Source organism: Mycobacterium zoologicum (assembly GCF_020181635.2).
Classification (GTDB): Bacteria; Actinomycetota; Actinomycetes; order Mycobacteriales; family Mycobacteriaceae; genus Mycobacterium; species Mycobacterium zoologicum.
Genome location: NZ_JAYJJS010000006.1, coordinates 17,559 through 33,797 on the forward strand (window position 1 = coordinate 17,559; position 16,239 = coordinate 33,797).

At 69.6% G+C, this 16,239-nt stretch carries 14 protein-coding genes; 3 read left to right on the top strand and 11 right to left on the bottom strand.

Going from position 1 to position 16,239, the window contains the following annotated elements:
- Positions 1 to 4: 4 nt before the first annotated feature.
- The 11 genes from K6T84_RS06895 to K6T84_RS06945 form a co-directional block, all read right to left on the bottom strand.
- A complete protein-coding gene (locus K6T84_RS06895; RefSeq protein WP_225398549.1) occupies positions 5 to 1,150 on the bottom strand; it encodes a thiolase family protein in 1,146 nt (381 codons plus the stop codon).
- 5 nt (positions 1,151 to 1,155) lie between these two features.
- A complete protein-coding gene (locus K6T84_RS06900; protein WP_224864525.1) occupies positions 1,156 to 1,950 on the bottom strand; it encodes an enoyl-CoA hydratase/isomerase family protein in 795 nt (264 codons plus the stop codon).
- The gene (locus K6T84_RS06905; RefSeq protein ID WP_224864524.1) at positions 1,950 to 3,131 is read right to left on the bottom strand and encodes a CaiB/BaiF CoA transferase family protein; all 1,182 of its coding nucleotides are present in this window, start codon (positions 3,129 to 3,131) and stop codon (positions 1,950 to 1,952) included. Before K6T84_RS06905 ends, K6T84_RS06900 begins: the two co-directional genes overlap by 1 nt.
- Positions 3,131 to 4,321, bottom strand: a complete 1,191-nt coding sequence (locus K6T84_RS06910) for an acyl-CoA dehydrogenase family protein (RefSeq protein ID WP_225398548.1) — start codon at positions 4,319 to 4,321, stop codon at positions 3,131 to 3,133. The genes K6T84_RS06905 and K6T84_RS06910 overlap by 1 nt, the downstream gene beginning before the upstream one ends.
- A gap of 63 nt (positions 4,322 to 4,384) precedes the next feature.
- Positions 4,385 to 6,091 carry a thiamine pyrophosphate-binding protein gene (locus K6T84_RS06915; RefSeq protein WP_225398547.1) on the bottom strand — a complete coding sequence of 569 codons (1,707 nt, stop codon included), beginning with the start codon at positions 6,089 to 6,091 and terminating at the stop codon, positions 4,385 to 4,387.
- Between the two features lie 21 nt (positions 6,092 to 6,112).
- On the bottom strand, positions 6,113 to 7,102 hold the full coding sequence (locus K6T84_RS06920; protein ID WP_224864521.1) for an acyl-CoA dehydrogenase family protein: 990 nt from the start codon (positions 7,100 to 7,102) through the stop codon (positions 6,113 to 6,115).
- Positions 7,102 to 8,259, bottom strand: coding sequence for an acyl-CoA dehydrogenase family protein (locus K6T84_RS06925; protein WP_224864520.1), 1,158 nt, complete (start codon positions 8,257 to 8,259; stop codon positions 7,102 to 7,104). Before K6T84_RS06925 ends, K6T84_RS06920 begins: the two co-directional genes overlap by 1 nt.
- Complete coding sequence (locus K6T84_RS06930; RefSeq protein ID WP_224864519.1) at positions 8,256 to 9,038, bottom strand: enoyl-CoA hydratase/isomerase family protein; 783 nt, start codon at positions 9,036 to 9,038, stop codon at positions 8,256 to 8,258. Before K6T84_RS06930 ends, K6T84_RS06925 begins: the two co-directional genes overlap by 4 nt.
- Positions 9,035 to 9,952 (bottom strand): acyl-CoA dehydrogenase family protein, encoded by a 918-nt coding sequence (locus K6T84_RS06935; RefSeq protein ID WP_224864518.1) that lies wholly within the window; start codon positions 9,950 to 9,952, stop codon positions 9,035 to 9,037. Before K6T84_RS06935 ends, K6T84_RS06930 begins: the two co-directional genes overlap by 4 nt.
- The gene (locus K6T84_RS06940) at positions 9,949 to 11,100 is read right to left on the bottom strand and encodes an acyl-CoA dehydrogenase family protein (RefSeq protein ID WP_225401413.1); all 1,152 of its coding nucleotides are present in this window, start codon (positions 11,098 to 11,100) and stop codon (positions 9,949 to 9,951) included. The genes K6T84_RS06935 and K6T84_RS06940 overlap by 4 nt, the downstream gene beginning before the upstream one ends.
- 2 nt (positions 11,101 to 11,102) lie before the next feature.
- A complete protein-coding gene (locus K6T84_RS06945; protein WP_225401958.1) occupies positions 11,103 to 12,227 on the bottom strand; it encodes a CaiB/BaiF CoA transferase family protein in 1,125 nt (374 codons plus the stop codon).
- 164 nt (positions 12,228 to 12,391) lie between these two features.
- Between K6T84_RS06945 and K6T84_RS06950 the strand changes: the two genes are divergently transcribed.
- The 3 genes from K6T84_RS06950 to K6T84_RS06960 are packed head-to-tail and all read left to right on the top strand — an operon-like array spanning position 12,392 to position 16,238.
- Positions 12,392 to 14,002, top strand: a complete 1,611-nt coding sequence (locus tag K6T84_RS06950; protein ID WP_225401412.1) for an SMP-30/gluconolactonase/LRE family protein — start codon at positions 12,392 to 12,394, stop codon at positions 14,000 to 14,002.
- On the top strand, positions 13,999 to 14,727 hold the full coding sequence (locus tag K6T84_RS06955) for a GntR family transcriptional regulator (RefSeq protein ID WP_225401411.1): 729 nt from the start codon (positions 13,999 to 14,001) through the stop codon (positions 14,725 to 14,727). The genes K6T84_RS06950 and K6T84_RS06955 overlap by 4 nt, the downstream gene beginning before the upstream one ends.
- Positions 14,724 to 16,238 carry an AMP-binding protein gene (locus K6T84_RS06960; protein WP_225401410.1) on the top strand — a complete coding sequence of 505 codons (1,515 nt, stop codon included), beginning with the start codon at positions 14,724 to 14,726 and terminating at the stop codon, positions 16,236 to 16,238. The genes K6T84_RS06955 and K6T84_RS06960 overlap by 4 nt, the downstream gene beginning before the upstream one ends.
- Position 16,239 lies beyond the last annotated feature (1 nt).

Below are 16,239 nucleotides of genomic sequence, written 5' to 3' on the forward strand. Positions count from 1 at the left end.
GGCCCTAACCGACCAGCTCGACGATAGTGGCGTTGGCGGTCCCGCCGCCTTCGCACATGGTCTGCAGCCCGTAGCGAATCCCGTTGTCGCGCATGTGATGAATCATCCGGGTCATCAGCACCGCACCGGAGGCGCCCAGTGGATGACCCAGCGCGATCGCCCCGCCCAGCGGATTGAGCCGCTCCTGCGCGGCGCCGGTCTCGGCCTGCCAGGCCATCGGCACCGGAGCGAACGCCTCGTTGACCTCGAACACGCCGATCTCGTCGATGCCCAGCCCGGCCCGCTTGAGCACCTTCGCCGTCGCCGGGATGGGACCGGTGAGCATCAGCACCGGGTCGGCGCCGATCACCGCGCCGGCGGTGTAGCGCACCAGCGGGGTCAGCCCGCGGCGGGCGGCCTCCTCTTCGGTCATCACCAAAAGCGCTGCGGCACCGTCGGATATCTGCGAGGAGTTGCCGGCGTGGATCAGCCCTTCGTCGCGGAACGCCGGCTTGAGCCCGGCCAGCTTCTCGGGCGTGGTGCCGCGGCGGATGCCCTCGTCGGCGTCCACGACGCCGGCATCGGTGGCGACCGGCACGATCTGATCGGCGAACGCCCCGGCGTCCTGCGCGGCGGCGGCCCGCTCATGCGAGCGCGCCGCGTACTCGTCGACTTTGGCTCGGTCGAAACCCCACTTCTCGCAGATCATCTCGGCACCGATGCCCTGGTTGAACTGGAATCCGTCATAGCGGGCAAGGGCTTTCGGCCCGTAGGGCTCTCCGGTGGCGCGCGCGGCCCCCAGCGGCACCCGGCTCATCACCTCCACCCCGCCGGCCACCACGATGTCCTGCTGACCCGACATCACCGCCTGCACCGCGAAGTCCAGCGCCTGCTGACTCGACCCGCAGGCCCGGTTGACAGTGGTGCCCGGGATGCTCTCCGGCCAGCCCGCGGCCAGCACCGCGTACCGGCCGATGTTGGACGACTGGTCGCCGACCTGCGAGACGCAGCCCCACACCACGTCGTCGACGACGTCCGGGTCGGTTTCGGTGCGATCCATCAGTTCGTTGAGCACGATCGCGGACAGGTCCGCGGCGTGGGTGCCGGCCAGGCCGCCGTTGCGTCTGCCGACGGGGGTGCGTACCGCGCCGACGATCACCGTTGCTCGCATCTGGTCTACTCCTTCGGTTTCGTCGGCCATCCGCCGGTGAAGCGCGGCGTGCGCTTCTCGGCGAATGCCGCGTAGGCCTCCGCGGCGTCGGTGCCCGCGAAATTGAGTATCTGGGAACGTGTTTCGCCTGCCAGCGCCTCGGCCAGGGTGGCATCGGCGCCCTGGTTGAGCAACGCCTTGGTCTGCGCCAGGGCCCGCGGCGGCCCGGCGGCCAGCCGGGTGGTCAGGTCGTCGACGAATCCGTCGAGCTCCTCGGCTCCCACCACCCAGGTCACCAGGTTCAGTGCCTGCGCTTCGGCGGCGTCGATGGTCTCGGCCAGCAGCGCCAGCCGCTTGGCCTGCTGCAGCCCGACGAGTTTGGGCAGCAGCCAGGACCCACCCAGGTCGATCGAGAGCCCGCGTTTGGAGAAGATCTGGCAGAACGTCGATTCCGGGGTCGCTACCACCAGGTCGCAGCCCAGCGCGAGGTTCCAGCCGGCGCCCACGGCCACGCCGTCGACCTTCGCGATGGTGGGGATCGTCAGCGCATGCAGGGCCAGTGCGACGTCGGAGAGCCGGCGCAGCTTCTCCACCGGGTGGGAGTCGTCTCCGGTGCCGATGTCCGCACCCGAGCAGAACGCACCGCCGGCGCCGGTGATCACCAGCACCCGCAGGTCCGGGTCGTCGGCGGCGTCGCGCAGCGCGTCGCGCAACTGCCGCCACAGCTCCGGGTTGATCGCGTTCTTGCGGGCGGGCCGGTTGAGGGTGAGCGTGCGCACCCCGCCGCGGTCAGCGCGCAGCAGGACGGGTTCGGCGCTCATCAGATCGCACCGCTGTCGCGCAGGCCGGCGATCTCGGCGTCGGTCAATCCCAGTTCGCCCAGCACCGCATCGGTGTGTTGGCCCAGGCCCGGCACCGCGCCCATCGGCGGGTCGTAGCCGGCGATCACCGGCGGCGGCAGCAGCGACGGGATCTGCCCGGCCGGGGTCTCGATATTGCGCCACCGATCGCGCTGCGCCAGTTGCGGATGCGCCAGCACGTCGCTGGGCAGGTTGTAGCGGGAGTTGCCGATTCCGGCCGCGTCGGCGGCGTCCTGGATGTGCGCCAGATCGTGTCGGGCGCACCACGCCGCGATCGCCTCGTCCAGGATCGCGCGATGCGCCACCCGGTCGGCGTTGCCGGCGAAGCGCGGGTCGTCGGCGAGGTCGTTGCGGCCCAGCAGTTCGCGGGCCAGCCGCTGCCACTCCCGGTCGTTGGTGGTGCCCAGCACCACGGTGTGCCCGTCGCCGGTCGCATATGCGCCGTAGGGGGCGACGGCCGGTGAACTCATGCCCAGCGGCTGCTGGTCGATGCCGGAGTGCCGCGCATAGGTCAGGTGGTAGCCCATCATCTCGGCCATGGTGTCGAACAGGCTCACGGTCACCGACGGCGCGGGTGCGCTGCGGTCACGGCCGATCAGCACCGCCATGATCGACAGCGCGGCGTACAGGCCACTGGTGACGTCGGCGACCGGCGGCCCGGGTTTGGCTGGGGCGCCGGGGTTTCCGGTCACCGAGCACACTCCGGACTCGGCCTGCACCAGCAGGTCGTAGGCCCGCTTGTGCGACAGCGGGCCGTCGGCCCCGTAGCCGTCGATCTCGAGGCTGATCACTTTCGGGTGCCGGCGCGCCATGTCGGCCGCCGACAGGCCCAGTCGCGCGGTGGCGCCGGGGGCCAGATTGGACACCAGCACGTCGGCGCGGTCCAGTAGCCGGTGCAGGATGTCTCGTCCCGCTTCGCTTTTCAGGTCCAGCGTCACCGATTCCTTGCCCCGGTTGACCCAGACGAAGTGTGCTGCCTGGCCAGCAACCACGTCGTCGTAGTAGCGGGCAAAGTCACCGCCGTCGGGGTTCTCGACCTTGATGACGCGCGCCCCGAAGTCCGCCAGTGCGCGGGTGCACATCGGGGCCGACACCGCCTGTTCCAGCGCCACCACCGTGACACCGGCCAGCGGTGCGGGCATCAATAGCTCCTCGGCAGGCCGAGGACGTGCGAGCCGAGGAAGTTCAGGATCATCTCCTGGCTGACCGGCGCGATCTTCATCAGCCGCGACTCACGGAAGAACCGGGAGATGTTGTACTCCTCCGAGTAGCCCATTCCCCCGTGGGTCTGCAGCGCCCGGTCGGCCGCGGCGAAACCGGCGTCCGCGCAGAGGTATTTGGCCATGTTGGCCTCACGCCCGCAGGACTTGCCGTTGTCGTAGAGCCAGGTGGCCTTGCGCAGGATCAACTCGGCGGCGTCCAGGCGGGCCAGTGAGTCGGCGAGCGGGAACGCGATGCCCTGGTTCATGCCGATCGGCCGGTCGAACACCACCCGCTCGTTGGCGTATTTGACCGCACGGTCCAGGGCGACCCGGCCGATGCCGAGGGCCTCGGCGGCGATCAGCATGCGCTCCGGGTTGAGCCCGTGCAGGATGTAGGAGAAGCCCTTGCCCTCTTCGCCGATCCGGTGTTCGGCCGGGACCCGCAGGTCGTCGATGAAGACCTCATTGGAGGACACCGCATTTCGGCCCATCTTGGGGATCGGCCTGATGTCGACGTGGTCGCGGTCGATGTCGGTGAGGAACAGGGTGAGCCCCTCGGTGGGTTTGCCCCCACGCCTCTCCACGTCGTCGCGGGACTCGGTGCGGGTCAGCAGGAGGATCTTCTCGGACTCGAGCGCTTTGGAGATCCAGACCTTGCGGCCGTTGACCACATAATCACTGCCGTCACGCTTGGCGAACGTGGTGATCCGTGACGTGTCAAGACCCGCAGTCGGTTCGGTGACGCCGAAGCACACATGCAGGTCACCACTGACTATGCGCGGCAGGGTTTCGGCTTTCATCTCGTCCGAGCCGAAGACCACGACCGGTTGCATGCCGAAGATCGACATGTGGATGGCGCTGGCGGCGTTCATGCCACCACCGGAACGTGCCACTTCCTCGGCCAGGATGGTGGCCTCGGTGATGCCCAGCCCGTGCCCGCCGAACTCCTCGGGGATGGTCATGCCCAGCCAGCCGCCGCCGGCGATGGCGTCGTAGAACTCCCGCGGGAATTCGTGCGCCTGGTCCTTGGCCATCCAGTAGTGATCGTCGAACTTCGCCGCGAGTTCGGCGACCGACCTCCGGATCAGTTCCTGGTCCTCGGTCAGCTCGAAGCTCATTCCGCCGGACATGCTCTCCTCCAGCCCATCAGCGCGTGGAAATTCATTAGGCGAAAACGAGAATAACATTCTCGTCTATTGGGTGCCCTCCGCGTACCAGGTACGGAATTCCGCGTAGTTGGGCATCTCCTCGGAGTTGGCCTTCGGATCGATGCAGACGTGGATCACCGAGGTCCCGCCGCGGGCGAAGGCTCGCTTGACCGCCGGCCCGATCTCGGCCTCATCCTCGACGAATTCGCCGTGGCAGCCCATGCCCTGCGCGATCGTGTCGAACCGGACGTTCTTGCTCCAGTGCACCCCCGGCTGCGGCGACGGCTGCTCGAAGGTCCGCTTGTACACCCCGACTTCCAGGCCCCATTGGTGGTCCACGCCGACCACGCAGACCAGCGGCAGGTTCAGCCGCGCCGCGGTCTCCAGCTCGGCGATGTGGAACAGGAACGCCGAGTCGCTGGTCAGCAGCATCACCGGCCGCTTGCCGCCTTCGGCCACCGAGGCTCCCACGGCATAGGGCAGCCCGGTGCCGAGGTGCCCGAAGTTCTGGTTCCACATCACGTCGTGCGGCTTGGCCTGCGAATAGGTCCACTGGAAGATGACGGTGGCGCCGCCGTCGCGGACCATGATGCCGTCCTCGGGGAACGCCTTGCTGGCCTCGACCACGTAGCGCGCCGGGTGCACCGGACTGCGGCCCGACGGCGCGGTGGCCGCCAGCTCGGCCAGCTGGTCGGCGTCCTGCTTGACCCACCGGGCCAGATCGGCCGACGCGGCGCGCGGGGTCTTCTTGAGGGCCTCGACCAACTGCGGGACCACCCCGCGCAGGTCACCCACCAGCGGCACGTCGATGGGCCGGTTCACCCCGATCGCCAGCGGGTCCTGCTCGACGTAGATCCACTTGCGGTCGGCGTTCTTGTCCGCCCAGTGCCGAGTCGTGCCGTAGTGCACCGGCTCGCCGAGCTCGGTGCCCAGCGCCACACAGACATCCGAGGCGGCGACGGCTTCGACGGCGGCGCTGGAGAACCCGTACGGGAAGGTGCGGTCCTCAAGCCCCGGGATGAACGCGGTGCCACCGGAGGTCTGGATCACCGGACAGGCCATCAGCTCGGCGAGCTCACGCACCGCCGATCCGGTGCGCGAGGTGTGCACTCCGTGGCCCACCAGCAGGATCGGGCTGGCGGCATTGCGGATGATCTCGACGGCTTGGGCCAGCTCGGCGGCCCCGGCGCGCTGATTCACCAGCCGGTAGCGGTGCGGCTCGGGCGGGCCGGCGACGTCGAGCTCTTCGAGGATCACCTGCGACGGGTATTCGATGTAGGCCGGCCCGGGGGTGCCCGACATGGCGCGGCGGATCGCCTCGTGCACGATCTCATCGGTCTGGTCGGCGTACTCGATGGACGCGCTGTACTTCACCGACGGCGCGAAAAGCTCTTCCTGGCGCACGAACTGGATACGGCCGCGCCGCACCCGGCGCTCGGTGATTCGGGCCCGCTGGCCACCCAGGAACACCACCGGGGAGTTCTCCACCTTCGCGCACATCATCGCCCCGGCGATGTTGGCCACCCCGGGGCCCAGCGTGCCGATGCACAGCCCGGGCCGCCCGGTCATCCGGGAGGCCGCCTCGGCCATGAACCCGGCGCTCTCCTCGTGGTGCGGCGCCACCACCGACCAGCCGCGCTGCTCGGCCTCGACGAACATGTGCACGAAGTTGGGGTCGGGGATGCCGAACAGCGTGTTGACGCCCTCGGCTTCGAACAGCTCCAGAATACGACGATAGACGGGTACACCCATGATCGAAACTCCTTGTTGTACTTACTGATATCGGTGAGCGAGCTTTCTGCGGTGCGCTGCCGGTGAACCGAACAGCGACCGGTTGAACGTGGCGCGTTTGAGGTAGACGTGGATGCCGCTCTCCCACGTGTAACCGATGCCGCCGTGCAGCTGCATCGCCTTGCCGACGACGTCGACGGCGGCACCGCAGGCGTAGGACTTGGCCATCGCCACAGCGGTGTCGGCGTCGGTGTCGGCCAGCACTGCGTCGATGGCCTCGCGGATCAAGGCGCGGGCCACCGAGTTCTTCACCAGCATGTCGGCGCAGGCGTGCTTGACAGCCTGGAAGGATCCGATGGGCCGGCCGAACTGGGTGCGGGTCTGCGCGTAGGACACCGTGGCTTTCAGCATCGCCTCGGCCAGCCCGAGGCTGTCGCAGGCCACCGCCAGCGCCGCCCGATTGCCCAGCGCCGCTGTTCGGTTGGCGGCCAGCACCGCATCGACCTCGACGCCGTCAGCGGTCACGGTGGCGACGCTGCGGGTCTCATCGAGCAGCGGCTGCGCGCTGACGGTCAGGTCATCGGCCACCACCACGACGTCGGCGCCGCCCGCGTCGGTGGCCGCCACCAGCAGCCGGTCCGCCCCCGCCGCGTCCGGCACGAAGTCGGCGCGTCCGGTCAGCCGGCCGTCGGCCGAGACGGTGAATTCACCCAGCACCGCGGTCGCGCGGATCGTGCCGTCGGCGATCCCGGCCAGCAGCGGGTCACGAACGGCGCTGTCGGCCACGGTGTTCAGCAAAGCGACGGACAGCACCGCGCCGCCGAGGTAGGGCGTGCTCGCCGCGGCCCGGCCCAGCTCCTCGCAGATCACTGCGACCTCGGCGAAGCCCGCCCCCGACCCGCCCAGCTCCTCGGGTACCTCCAGCCCAGCCCAGCCCGCCGCGACCAGCGTCGTCCAGTCCGCGCCCCGGGAAAGCACGTCGGCGGCGACGGCCCGCAGGTCGTCATGCAGCTCGGTGAATTCCGTTGCCATCAGGGCACACTCGGTTCTCGCGGTAGGCCCAGGCCGCGCTCGCCGATGATGGTGCGCTGGATCTCGCTGGAGCCGCCCGGGATGGTCCACTCCCAGGATCCGATGAAGTCCAGCACCCAGGCGCCGGACTCCCAGCCGCCCGACGCCGGTTTGGCCAGCACGGTGTGGGCGGCGGGCCCACCGATCTCGGCGCCGAAGTCGGTGACCCGTTGCAGCAGTTCGCTGTAGAACAGCTTCACGATCGAGGCGTCGGCCGGCCCGGCGCGGCCCGCCTCGACGTCATGCACCAGCTGTCGGCACATCGCCCGCAGCCCGGTGATCTCGATCTCCAACTGCGCCAGCCGATCCGCCACCACCGGGTCGTGTTTGGGGGCGGCCTGCACCAGCCGGCGAAAACCCGCGCCTCCCAGCCGCTCGGCCAGCTCCAGCATGGTCAGTCCGCGTTCGGCGCCCAGCGTCGCCTGCGCCACCTGCCATCCGGCGTTCTCCGCGCCGATCAGATTCGCCGCGGGGATCAGCACGTCGTCGAGGAAGATCTCGCAGAAATGGTCGTCGCCCACTGCGTTTCGGATCGGCCGCACCTGCACACCGGGGCTGGACATGTCCAGCAGGAAATACGAGATGCCCTTGCGCTTGGGGGCATCCGGGTCGGTACGGGCCAGCAGCAGGCACCATTGGGCGTGCCGGGCGCCGCTGGCCCAGAGCTTCTGGCCGTTGACCACATAGTCGTCGCCCACCCGGCGGGCGGTGGTACGCAGCGACGCCAGATCCGAGCCCGCTTCGGGTTCGGAGAAGCCCTGCACCCAGATCTCGCCGTCGCAGACCGCCGGCAGATGCCGCCGTTGCTGCTCCTGTGTGCCCGCGGCCAGCAGGGTGGCCGCCGCGTGGTGGATGCCGACGAACGCCAGCACCAGCCGGGGTGCGTCGTGGGCGGCCAATTCCTGGTACAGCACGGCCTGATCGGCCACCGACATGCCGCCGCCCCACTCCCGCGGCCAGTGCGGCACCGCGAAGCCGGCGCTGTGCAGGGTGGCGAACCAGCTCCGTTGGAAGGCGACGAACTCGGCTTCGCTCACCCCGGTCTGACTGCGGCGCCAGTCGGCGGGAATGTTCTCGCGACACCACTGGCGTACGTGGCCGCGGAAGTCCTCGGTCATGTTCTGCTCGCCCGGTTCTTGACGGCCAAGAGCCGGCGGCGGTGTTCGTCGGTCTTCATGGTGGCGACCTCGGCGGCGAACCCGGCCTGCAGCGGCCCGCCGAGAACCTGCGACAGGTACATGTTGACCACCCGCTTGGTGCCCTGCAGCGCCTCCGGCGGCTGGGCGGCCAGCCGTTGCGCCAACTGCTGGGCTTGGGCGTGCAACTCCTCGGGCGCCACCGTCCGGCTGGCCAGCCCGAGCTCGACGGCGGTGGCGGCGTCGATCCGGTCGCCGGTGTAGAGGTATTCGCGCGACCGCAGGATCGGGGTGAGCAGCGGCCACAGTGCGGCCCCGCCGTCGCCGGCCACCAGCCCGACCGCCACGTGCGGGTCGGCGAAATAGGCTGTCTGCGAGATCAGCACGATGTCGCAGAGCAGGGCCACGCTGCAGCCCAGGCCGACGGCGGGGCCGTTGACGGCCGCGATGATCGGCAGGGGAAACCGCAGCATCTCCTCGACGATCTGGGCGCCCTCGCGGATGCTCTCGTCACGGGCCGCCTCGTCGTCGAGGAACGTCTCGATCCAGTTCAGGTCGCCGCCTGCGGAGAACGCCCGGCCCGCGCCGGTGAGCACCACGACCCGGGCCTGCTTGTCTGCGGCGATCTGACGCCACACGTTGGCCAGGCCCCAGTGCAGGTTGGCGTTGACACTGTTCAGTTCGGCGGGGCGGTTGATCGTGACCGTGCGAATCGGTCCGTCACCGGTGACGGTGATCTCCTGCGGCAGGTCGTATTTCATGCGTAGAGCCCCCTCAACCCGGCTCTCCCGGCGCGCTGCACCAGCAGATCTCGAGTGCGGGAGAGTCCCCACGGCAGTCGTCGCAGCGGTTGGCTGTAGCGCGACAGCCAGGACAGCACCGTCTCGTCGCAGAAGCCGACGGCACCATGCAGCTGGTGGCAGACCCGGAATACCACCTCGGCGGCCTCCAGTGCCGCGGCCCTTGTCGCGAGCGCGTCGTCGACCGCCTCGGGCCGCCCGGCCGCGATGCTCGCCAGGGCGTACTTGGCCAGCATCTCCAGTCCGGCCCGCTCCACCTCGGCGTCGGTCAGCTGGAACTGCACGCCCTGGAACCGCGACAGCGGCTGGCCGAACTGTTCGCGCAGCCGCACATGCTCCACGGTGAGATCCATTGCCCGGTCGAGCATTCCCAGCAGAGTCCAGGCCGGCAGTACCAGGCCGAGCGCGACATCGGCGGCGCCGTCGCCGGAGATGCCGGTCAACGTCAGATCGGCCACCAACGCCGGCCGGACCGCAGACTGCACCACCACCGCGCTGCGCGCCCCGCCCAGCGTGACCGCGACCCAGCGCTTGTCCAGCCCGGCCACCGCGGCGGCGGGGGCGTGCTCATCGATGATGATCAGCCCGTCGACATCCAGATCGGCCGGTGCTGCAAGGCATTCGGCGACCGGGTAGGGCACGCAGTGGTAGCCGGCGCTGCGGCACAGCGCCGCGGCCGCTTCGAGTTCGTCGGCGTCGGTGCGGGGCCGTAGATCGAATGCACCCAGTTGACGCAGGACCGGGCCCAGCAGGCCGTCGCGACCGGCGGGATCGGCGTCGGCACGGATCACCAGCTCGTCGCCGCCGGCCGCTTCGAATGCCCGCCGGGCGGATTGTCCGTATTCGATTGCATCCAAACCGAGTTCGAGGTTCATCGCGCCACCGCCAGCAGGGCACGGGACAGCAGGATGCGCTGCATCTCGATGCTACCGGAGGACACCGTCGCCGCCTGCGAGTAACGCCAGTGGTCGTCGACCTCGGCGCGGAACCACTGATCGTCGGCTTCGGCGGCGATCTCGGCCAGCACCTCGGCGCTCTCCTGGTCCAGTCGGGTGACCGCGATCCGGTAGGCGGCGGCATCACCGGGCGAGACCTGACCGCCGGCCTGCAGCGCCACCACCCGGTAGGCCATCAGCCGGGCCCGCCGGCAGTGCGTGAGCATGCGCATCCAGCGCGCCACCAGCTCGGCGGGCAGGGTGTCCCAGCGCTTCCCGAGTGCCTGCGGTGCTGCGGCCAGCAGGCGTTCGCAGCGCGCGTAGCGGGCGATCCCGACCCGCTCGAAGGCCATCACGTCGGCCACGATCGACCAGCCGGCGTCCACCTCGCCGAGCACGTCGGCGTCGGTGACCCGCAGGTCGTCGAAGAACACCTCGTTGAGGTGGTGCGGGCCCATCATGGTGCGGATCGGGCGGACGGTGATCGCCGGATTGTCCATCGGGACCAGGAATATGGTCAGGCCCTGCTGTTTTCGCTGGGCCCCGCCCTTGCCCACCCGGGTGGTGCGGGCCAGCAGGAAACACCACTGCGCCATGGTGGCGTAGGAGGTCCAGATCTTCTGACCGTTGATCAGCCAGCCGTCACCGTCGCGGCGGGCGAAGGTGCGCAGCGACGCCAGGTCCGAGCCGGCCTCGGGCTCGGAGAACCCCTGGCACCAGATCACCTCGCCGGCCGCGATCGGCGGCAGGTGGCGGCGTTGTTGCTCGGATGTGCCGTGCCGCATGATGATCGGCCCGACCCAGTTCACCCCCATGTATTGGGCGCCGCGCGGTTCGTGATGCGCCCACATCTCCTCGCGCACCACGGTCTGCTCCCACACCGACGCGTCCGCCCCGCCGAACTCCTGCGGCCAGGACAGGCAGAGCAGTTCGCGTTCGGCCAGTGTCCGGCAGAAGCGTTGTGCCGCAGCCAGGTCGGCGGGGTCGTCGGTGAACGCGCCCGGGAACTCCGACGGCAGCTCGGCCGCGATCAACTCCCGCAGCTGTCCGCGAAGTTCGTCGGCGCGCGCGCCCATCTCGAAATCCATGCTCACACCAGGCCCAGTTCGGTCAGCACCGCCGCGGTGTGGGCGCCCAGCTCCGGCGCCGGCCCACCGACCCGGCCGGGGGTCTGCGACATCCAGGTCGGCACCCCGGGGAAACGCACCGGGCCATGCGAGGTGTCAACGGTTTCGAACAGTCCGACGGCGTTGAGGTGCGGGTCGTCGAACAGGTCACCCGGGCTGTTCAGCGGGGCGGCCGGTATCTCCAGCTCCCGGAACAGCGTCAGCCACTCCTGCGTGCTGCGCCCCTTGATGGTCTGCGCCAACAGCCCGTAGACGGTGTCGATCTGGCGGGCCCGTTGCGCCAGGGTGGCGTACTGGTCGGACGCCCAGGACGGCTCGACGGCGGCGATGAAGGCGTTCCAGTGCTTGTCGTTGTAGATCAGTGCGGCGATCTGGCCGTCGCTGGTCTCATATGGGCGCCGGTTGGGTGCCACGGTGCGCGGGTAGACCGCCGGACCCAGCGGCGGGTCGAACATGGCGCCGTTGGCGTGTTCGACGAGCATGAACGAGGCCATGGTCTCGAACATCGCGACCTCGACCTCTTGGCCCTGCCCGGTGCGTTCCCGGTGGAACAGCGCCATCATCGTGGCGTAAAGCGCGGTCAGCCCGGCGATCTTGTCGGCCATGATGGTGCCCACGTAGTCGGCCCGGCCGGTGAGTTGTTGTTGCACGGCGGGCAGTCCGCATTCGGCCTGGATGGTGTCGTCGTAGGCCGGCCGGTCGCCGTCGGGACCGCGCCGGGAGTAGCCGTAGCAGTTGGTGTAGACGATGCCCGGGTTGAGCGCGGCCACGTCGTCGTAACCCAGGCCCAGTTTGGCGATCGCCTTGGCCCGCATGGAGTGGATGAACACGTCGGCGCGGGCGATCAGCGCCGCGATCGCCTCCTTGCCGGCATCGGTGCGCAGGTCCAGCACGACGCTGCGTTTGCCGCGGTTGACGTTGACGAACACCCCGCTCATGTCCGGGGCCGGGCCCGCGGAGATGTAGCGGGTGGCGTCACCCTCGGGTGGCTCGACCTTGACGACGTCGGCCCCCATGTCGGCCATGATCTGCGTGCAGTACGGCCCCATCACCATCGTCGTCAGGTCGACGACGGTCACGCCGCGCAGCGGTCCGGCCGCCGGGACCCCGACCGTGTTTTGTTCGGACAAAATACTCCGTTCTGCGTAGTGAAGAACACTATTCCGCAGTGCTTATTGGTGCGTCAAGGCTCGGGTACGCATCTGTCCCCACTATTGTCTGGACTAACGCATTCTTGATAGCGTCCGAAGTCATGGTCCCCCGCGAAGTGCTCGCCAGCCCCACGGTCGCGCCGGGCTGGCGGCTGGAACGCCTCACCGAACCGAGTCGGCTGTTCGGCGCCAACGGCCTGCGGACCGGTCCCGACGGCCGGGTCTACGTCGCCCAGGTGACCGGCAGCCAGATCAGCGCGCTGGACGTGCACACCGGCGAGCTCGCCGTGGTGAGCGCGCGCGGCGGCGACGTCGTGGCGCCCGACGACGTGGCGTTCGACGGCGCCGGCAACCTGTACGCCACCGAGGTGATGGATGGCCGGGTCAGCGTGCTCGACCCGTCCGGCGCCGGCCGCGTGCTGTGCGACGGCCTGCCGTGCGCCAACGGGATCACCGTGCACCGCTCATCTTCGGGAGATCACCTGTTCGTCGGGGAATGCCGCGACGGCGGGCGTTTGATGGAACTGGACCGGGCCACCGGCGCGCCGCGCATGCTCGCCGAGAACCTGCCGTCGCCCAACGCCATGGAGGTCGGACCGGACGGCCTACTGTACTTCCCGGTGATGACCGCCAACGAGATCTGGCGGATCGATCCGTTCGCCGATGACGCTGTGCCGCAACGGGTCATCGGTGATCTGGGGGTTCCCGACTCGGTCAAGTTCGACGTCGACGGCTGCATCGTCTCCACCCAGGCGGCCAGCGGCCAGGTGTTGCGCATCGACCCGCGCACCGGCGAGCGCACCGTGCTGGCGCAACTGACGCCGGGCCTGGACAACTGCACCTTCGCCGACGGCCGGCTGTTCGTCTCCAACTTCACCGGCGAGGTCACCGAGATCGCCGGCGGCACGACCACCGCAATACTGCCCGGCGGACTGAACTGGCCGCTGGACCTCACCGTCGACGGCGCCGGCAAGCTCTACGTCGCCGACGGCACCTACTTCTACGCGGTCGGCACCGGCGGCCGGCTCGAGACACTCGGAATGCTGTTCAGCCCAGGCTATCCCGGCTTCGTCCGTGGCGTGACCGCCGTCGGCCCCGGCGAATTCGTCGTCACCACGTCCGGCGGTCAGGTCAGCCGGTACGTCCCGGCGCGCTCGCACAGCGAGGTGCTCGCCGACGGCTTCGACCAGCTTTACGGCGTGGTGGTCGGTTCGGCCGGTGTGGTGGTCACCGAGTTCGGCACCGGCCGGGTGCTGGCGGTGCGCGGCGGGACGGTCGACGTGCTGGCGCAGGATCTGGCGCGTCCGATCGGGATCGCCCTGACCCAAGACGGCAGTTACCTGGTAGCCGAGTCCGGCGCCGGACGGGTGGTGCGCATCGGGACCGGCGGCGCAGGCAGCACCGAGACGGTGGTCGACGACCTGGTGCGGCCCCAAGGCCTGCTGCTGGCCGACCGCACGCTCTACATCGTGGACGCCGGCGCCCGCCAGGTGTTGGCCGTCGACCTTGAAACCGGTGCGCGGCAGGTGATCGCCGACGGGCTGCCGATCGGGCCGCCGCCGAGCGTCACACCCAAACCACTGCGGGGCATGCCACCGTTCTCCGGTCCCCAGGGTCCGTTCCCCGGCATCGCCCGTGGCCGCGACGGCACCCTGTACGTCTCGGCCGACGGCGACGGCAGCGTACTGGCCCTACGGCCGGCCCGATCGTGACCGACCACCGCTACCTGCGCGTCGCGCGGGAGCTGCGCAAGGAGATCGCCGAAGGGGTGTATCCGGTCGGCTCGCAGCTGCCCACCGAACACGAACTGTGCGACCGGTTCTCGGTCAGCCGCTACACCGTCCGCGAAGCACTGCGGCGGCTGCGCGAGGACAACCTGGTGGTCTCGCGGCCCCGGGCGGGCACCGTGGTGGTTCCCCGCACCGCGACGAGCTGCTACGCCCAGGACGTGGTGTCGATTAACGACCTGGTCGCGTTTGCCGCCGGTTCGTCATTCGAGATCGACTCCAACGCCATGGTCACCGTCGACGAGGAGATCGCCGCCCGCACCGGCCTGCCGATGGGCGCCGAATGGCTTGCGGTGCGCGGTATTCGACGCGTCGATGGCCAGGACACGCCGATCTGCCGCACCGAGTACTACATCAACCGGACGTTCGCCGGCGTGGGCCGGCTGCTGCAGCGGCATTCCGGCCCGATCTTTCCGCTGATCGAGGACGTGTTCGGGGTCAGCGTCGTCGAGGTGCGCCAGCACATCCGCGCGGTGATCGTCGGCCCGGAACTGGCCGAGGCGCTGCGTGTCGGACCCGGCACCGCAGCCCTGCAGATGCAGCGCACCTACACCACCTCCGAGGACGAGGTCGCCCAGGTCACGGTGAACACCCATGCCGGTGACGACTACCGGTATTCGATGACGCTGCACCGGGTCAGCGGCCCGTGACGACGCTGGCCGATGCCCTGGCGCGGGCCGCCGAACAAACCCCCGACCGGGTTCTTGTGGTGGACGGCGAGATCCGGCTGACCTGCCGGGATCTGCAGACCCGCGCGACGGCGCTGGCGAAGACGATGCTGGCGAGAATGCCGACCGGCAGCGTGGTGTCGTTCATGCTGCCCAACTGGCACGAGGCCGCCGTCGTCTACCTGGCCGCGACACTGTCCGGGATGGTGGTCAACCCGATCCTGCCGTCGCTGCGGGACGCCGAGCTGGAGTTCATCCTCGTCGACTCCCGCTCCCGAATGCTGTTCGCGCCGAGTGAATTCCGCGGCCACGACTACGCGGCCATGCTGGCCCGGGTCAGCGCCGCCCTGGTCGACCCGCCCGAGGTGGTGCTGGTGCGCGGCGATCCGGCCGGCTACGAAGGCTTGTTCGAGGGCGGCGATGACGCGGTTTTGCCGACACTGGACCCCGCTGCGGTTCGACTGTTGCTGTACACCTCGGGGACCACTGGCCAGGCGAAAGGCGTGCTGCACAGTCATAATTCGATTCACGCGTTGCTGGCCCAACTGGGCGAGCACTGGCTGATCGCGCCGGGCGACCGCTTTCTGGTGCCCTCCCCCATCGCGCATATCGGCGGATCGATCTACGCGTTCGAGGCGCCGCTGCTGCTCGGCACCACCGCGATACTGATGGACACCTGGGACGCCGATGAGGCGGTAGCGCTGATGCTCACCGAGAAGTGCACGCACATCGCCGGGGCGACACCGTTTCTGGCGCAACTGCTGGCCGCGGCCCGCCGCGCCGGAACCCGGCTGCCGGACCTGAAGGTATTCGTCTGCGGCGGCGCATCGGTTCCCGAATCGCTGATCCGCGAGGCCGCCGACTACTTCTCCAACGCCGCCGTCACCCGGGTGTACGGGTCCAGCGAGGTTCCGGTCACCACCATCGGCGCTCTCGGCCCCGATGAGCGCAGCTATGCCGCGCAGACCGACGGCCGGGCCGGGTTCGCCGACATCAAGCTGGTCGCCCACCCCGGCGCTCCCCCCGGCGAAGGCGAGGTCTGGGTGCGGGGGCCGCAGATGCTGGTGGGCTACCTGCACTCCGAGGGCCCGTGCTTCGACGGCGACGGCTATTTCGCCACCGGCGATCTGGGCCGCTGGGTCGACGGCGACTATCTGCTGATCACCGGCCGGCTCAAGGACGTGATCATCCGCAACGGGGAGAACATCTCCGCGCGCGAGGTCGAAGACATCCTGGCCGGCCATCCGGGCATCGCCGAGATCGCCGTCGTCGGGCTGCCCGATCCGCGCACCGGGGAGCGGGCCTGCGCGGTGATCGTCGCAGCCGCCGACACCGCACCCGACGTCGCCGAGCTGCGAGCCCTGCTGGCCGAGCGCGGGGTGGCGCGGTTCAAAGCCCCCGAGCAGGTGCTGGTCTGGGATGCACTGCCCAAGAACGACGCCGGCAAGGTCGTCAAACAACAGATCCGGGCGACTCTGATCGGAGGGACGTGAC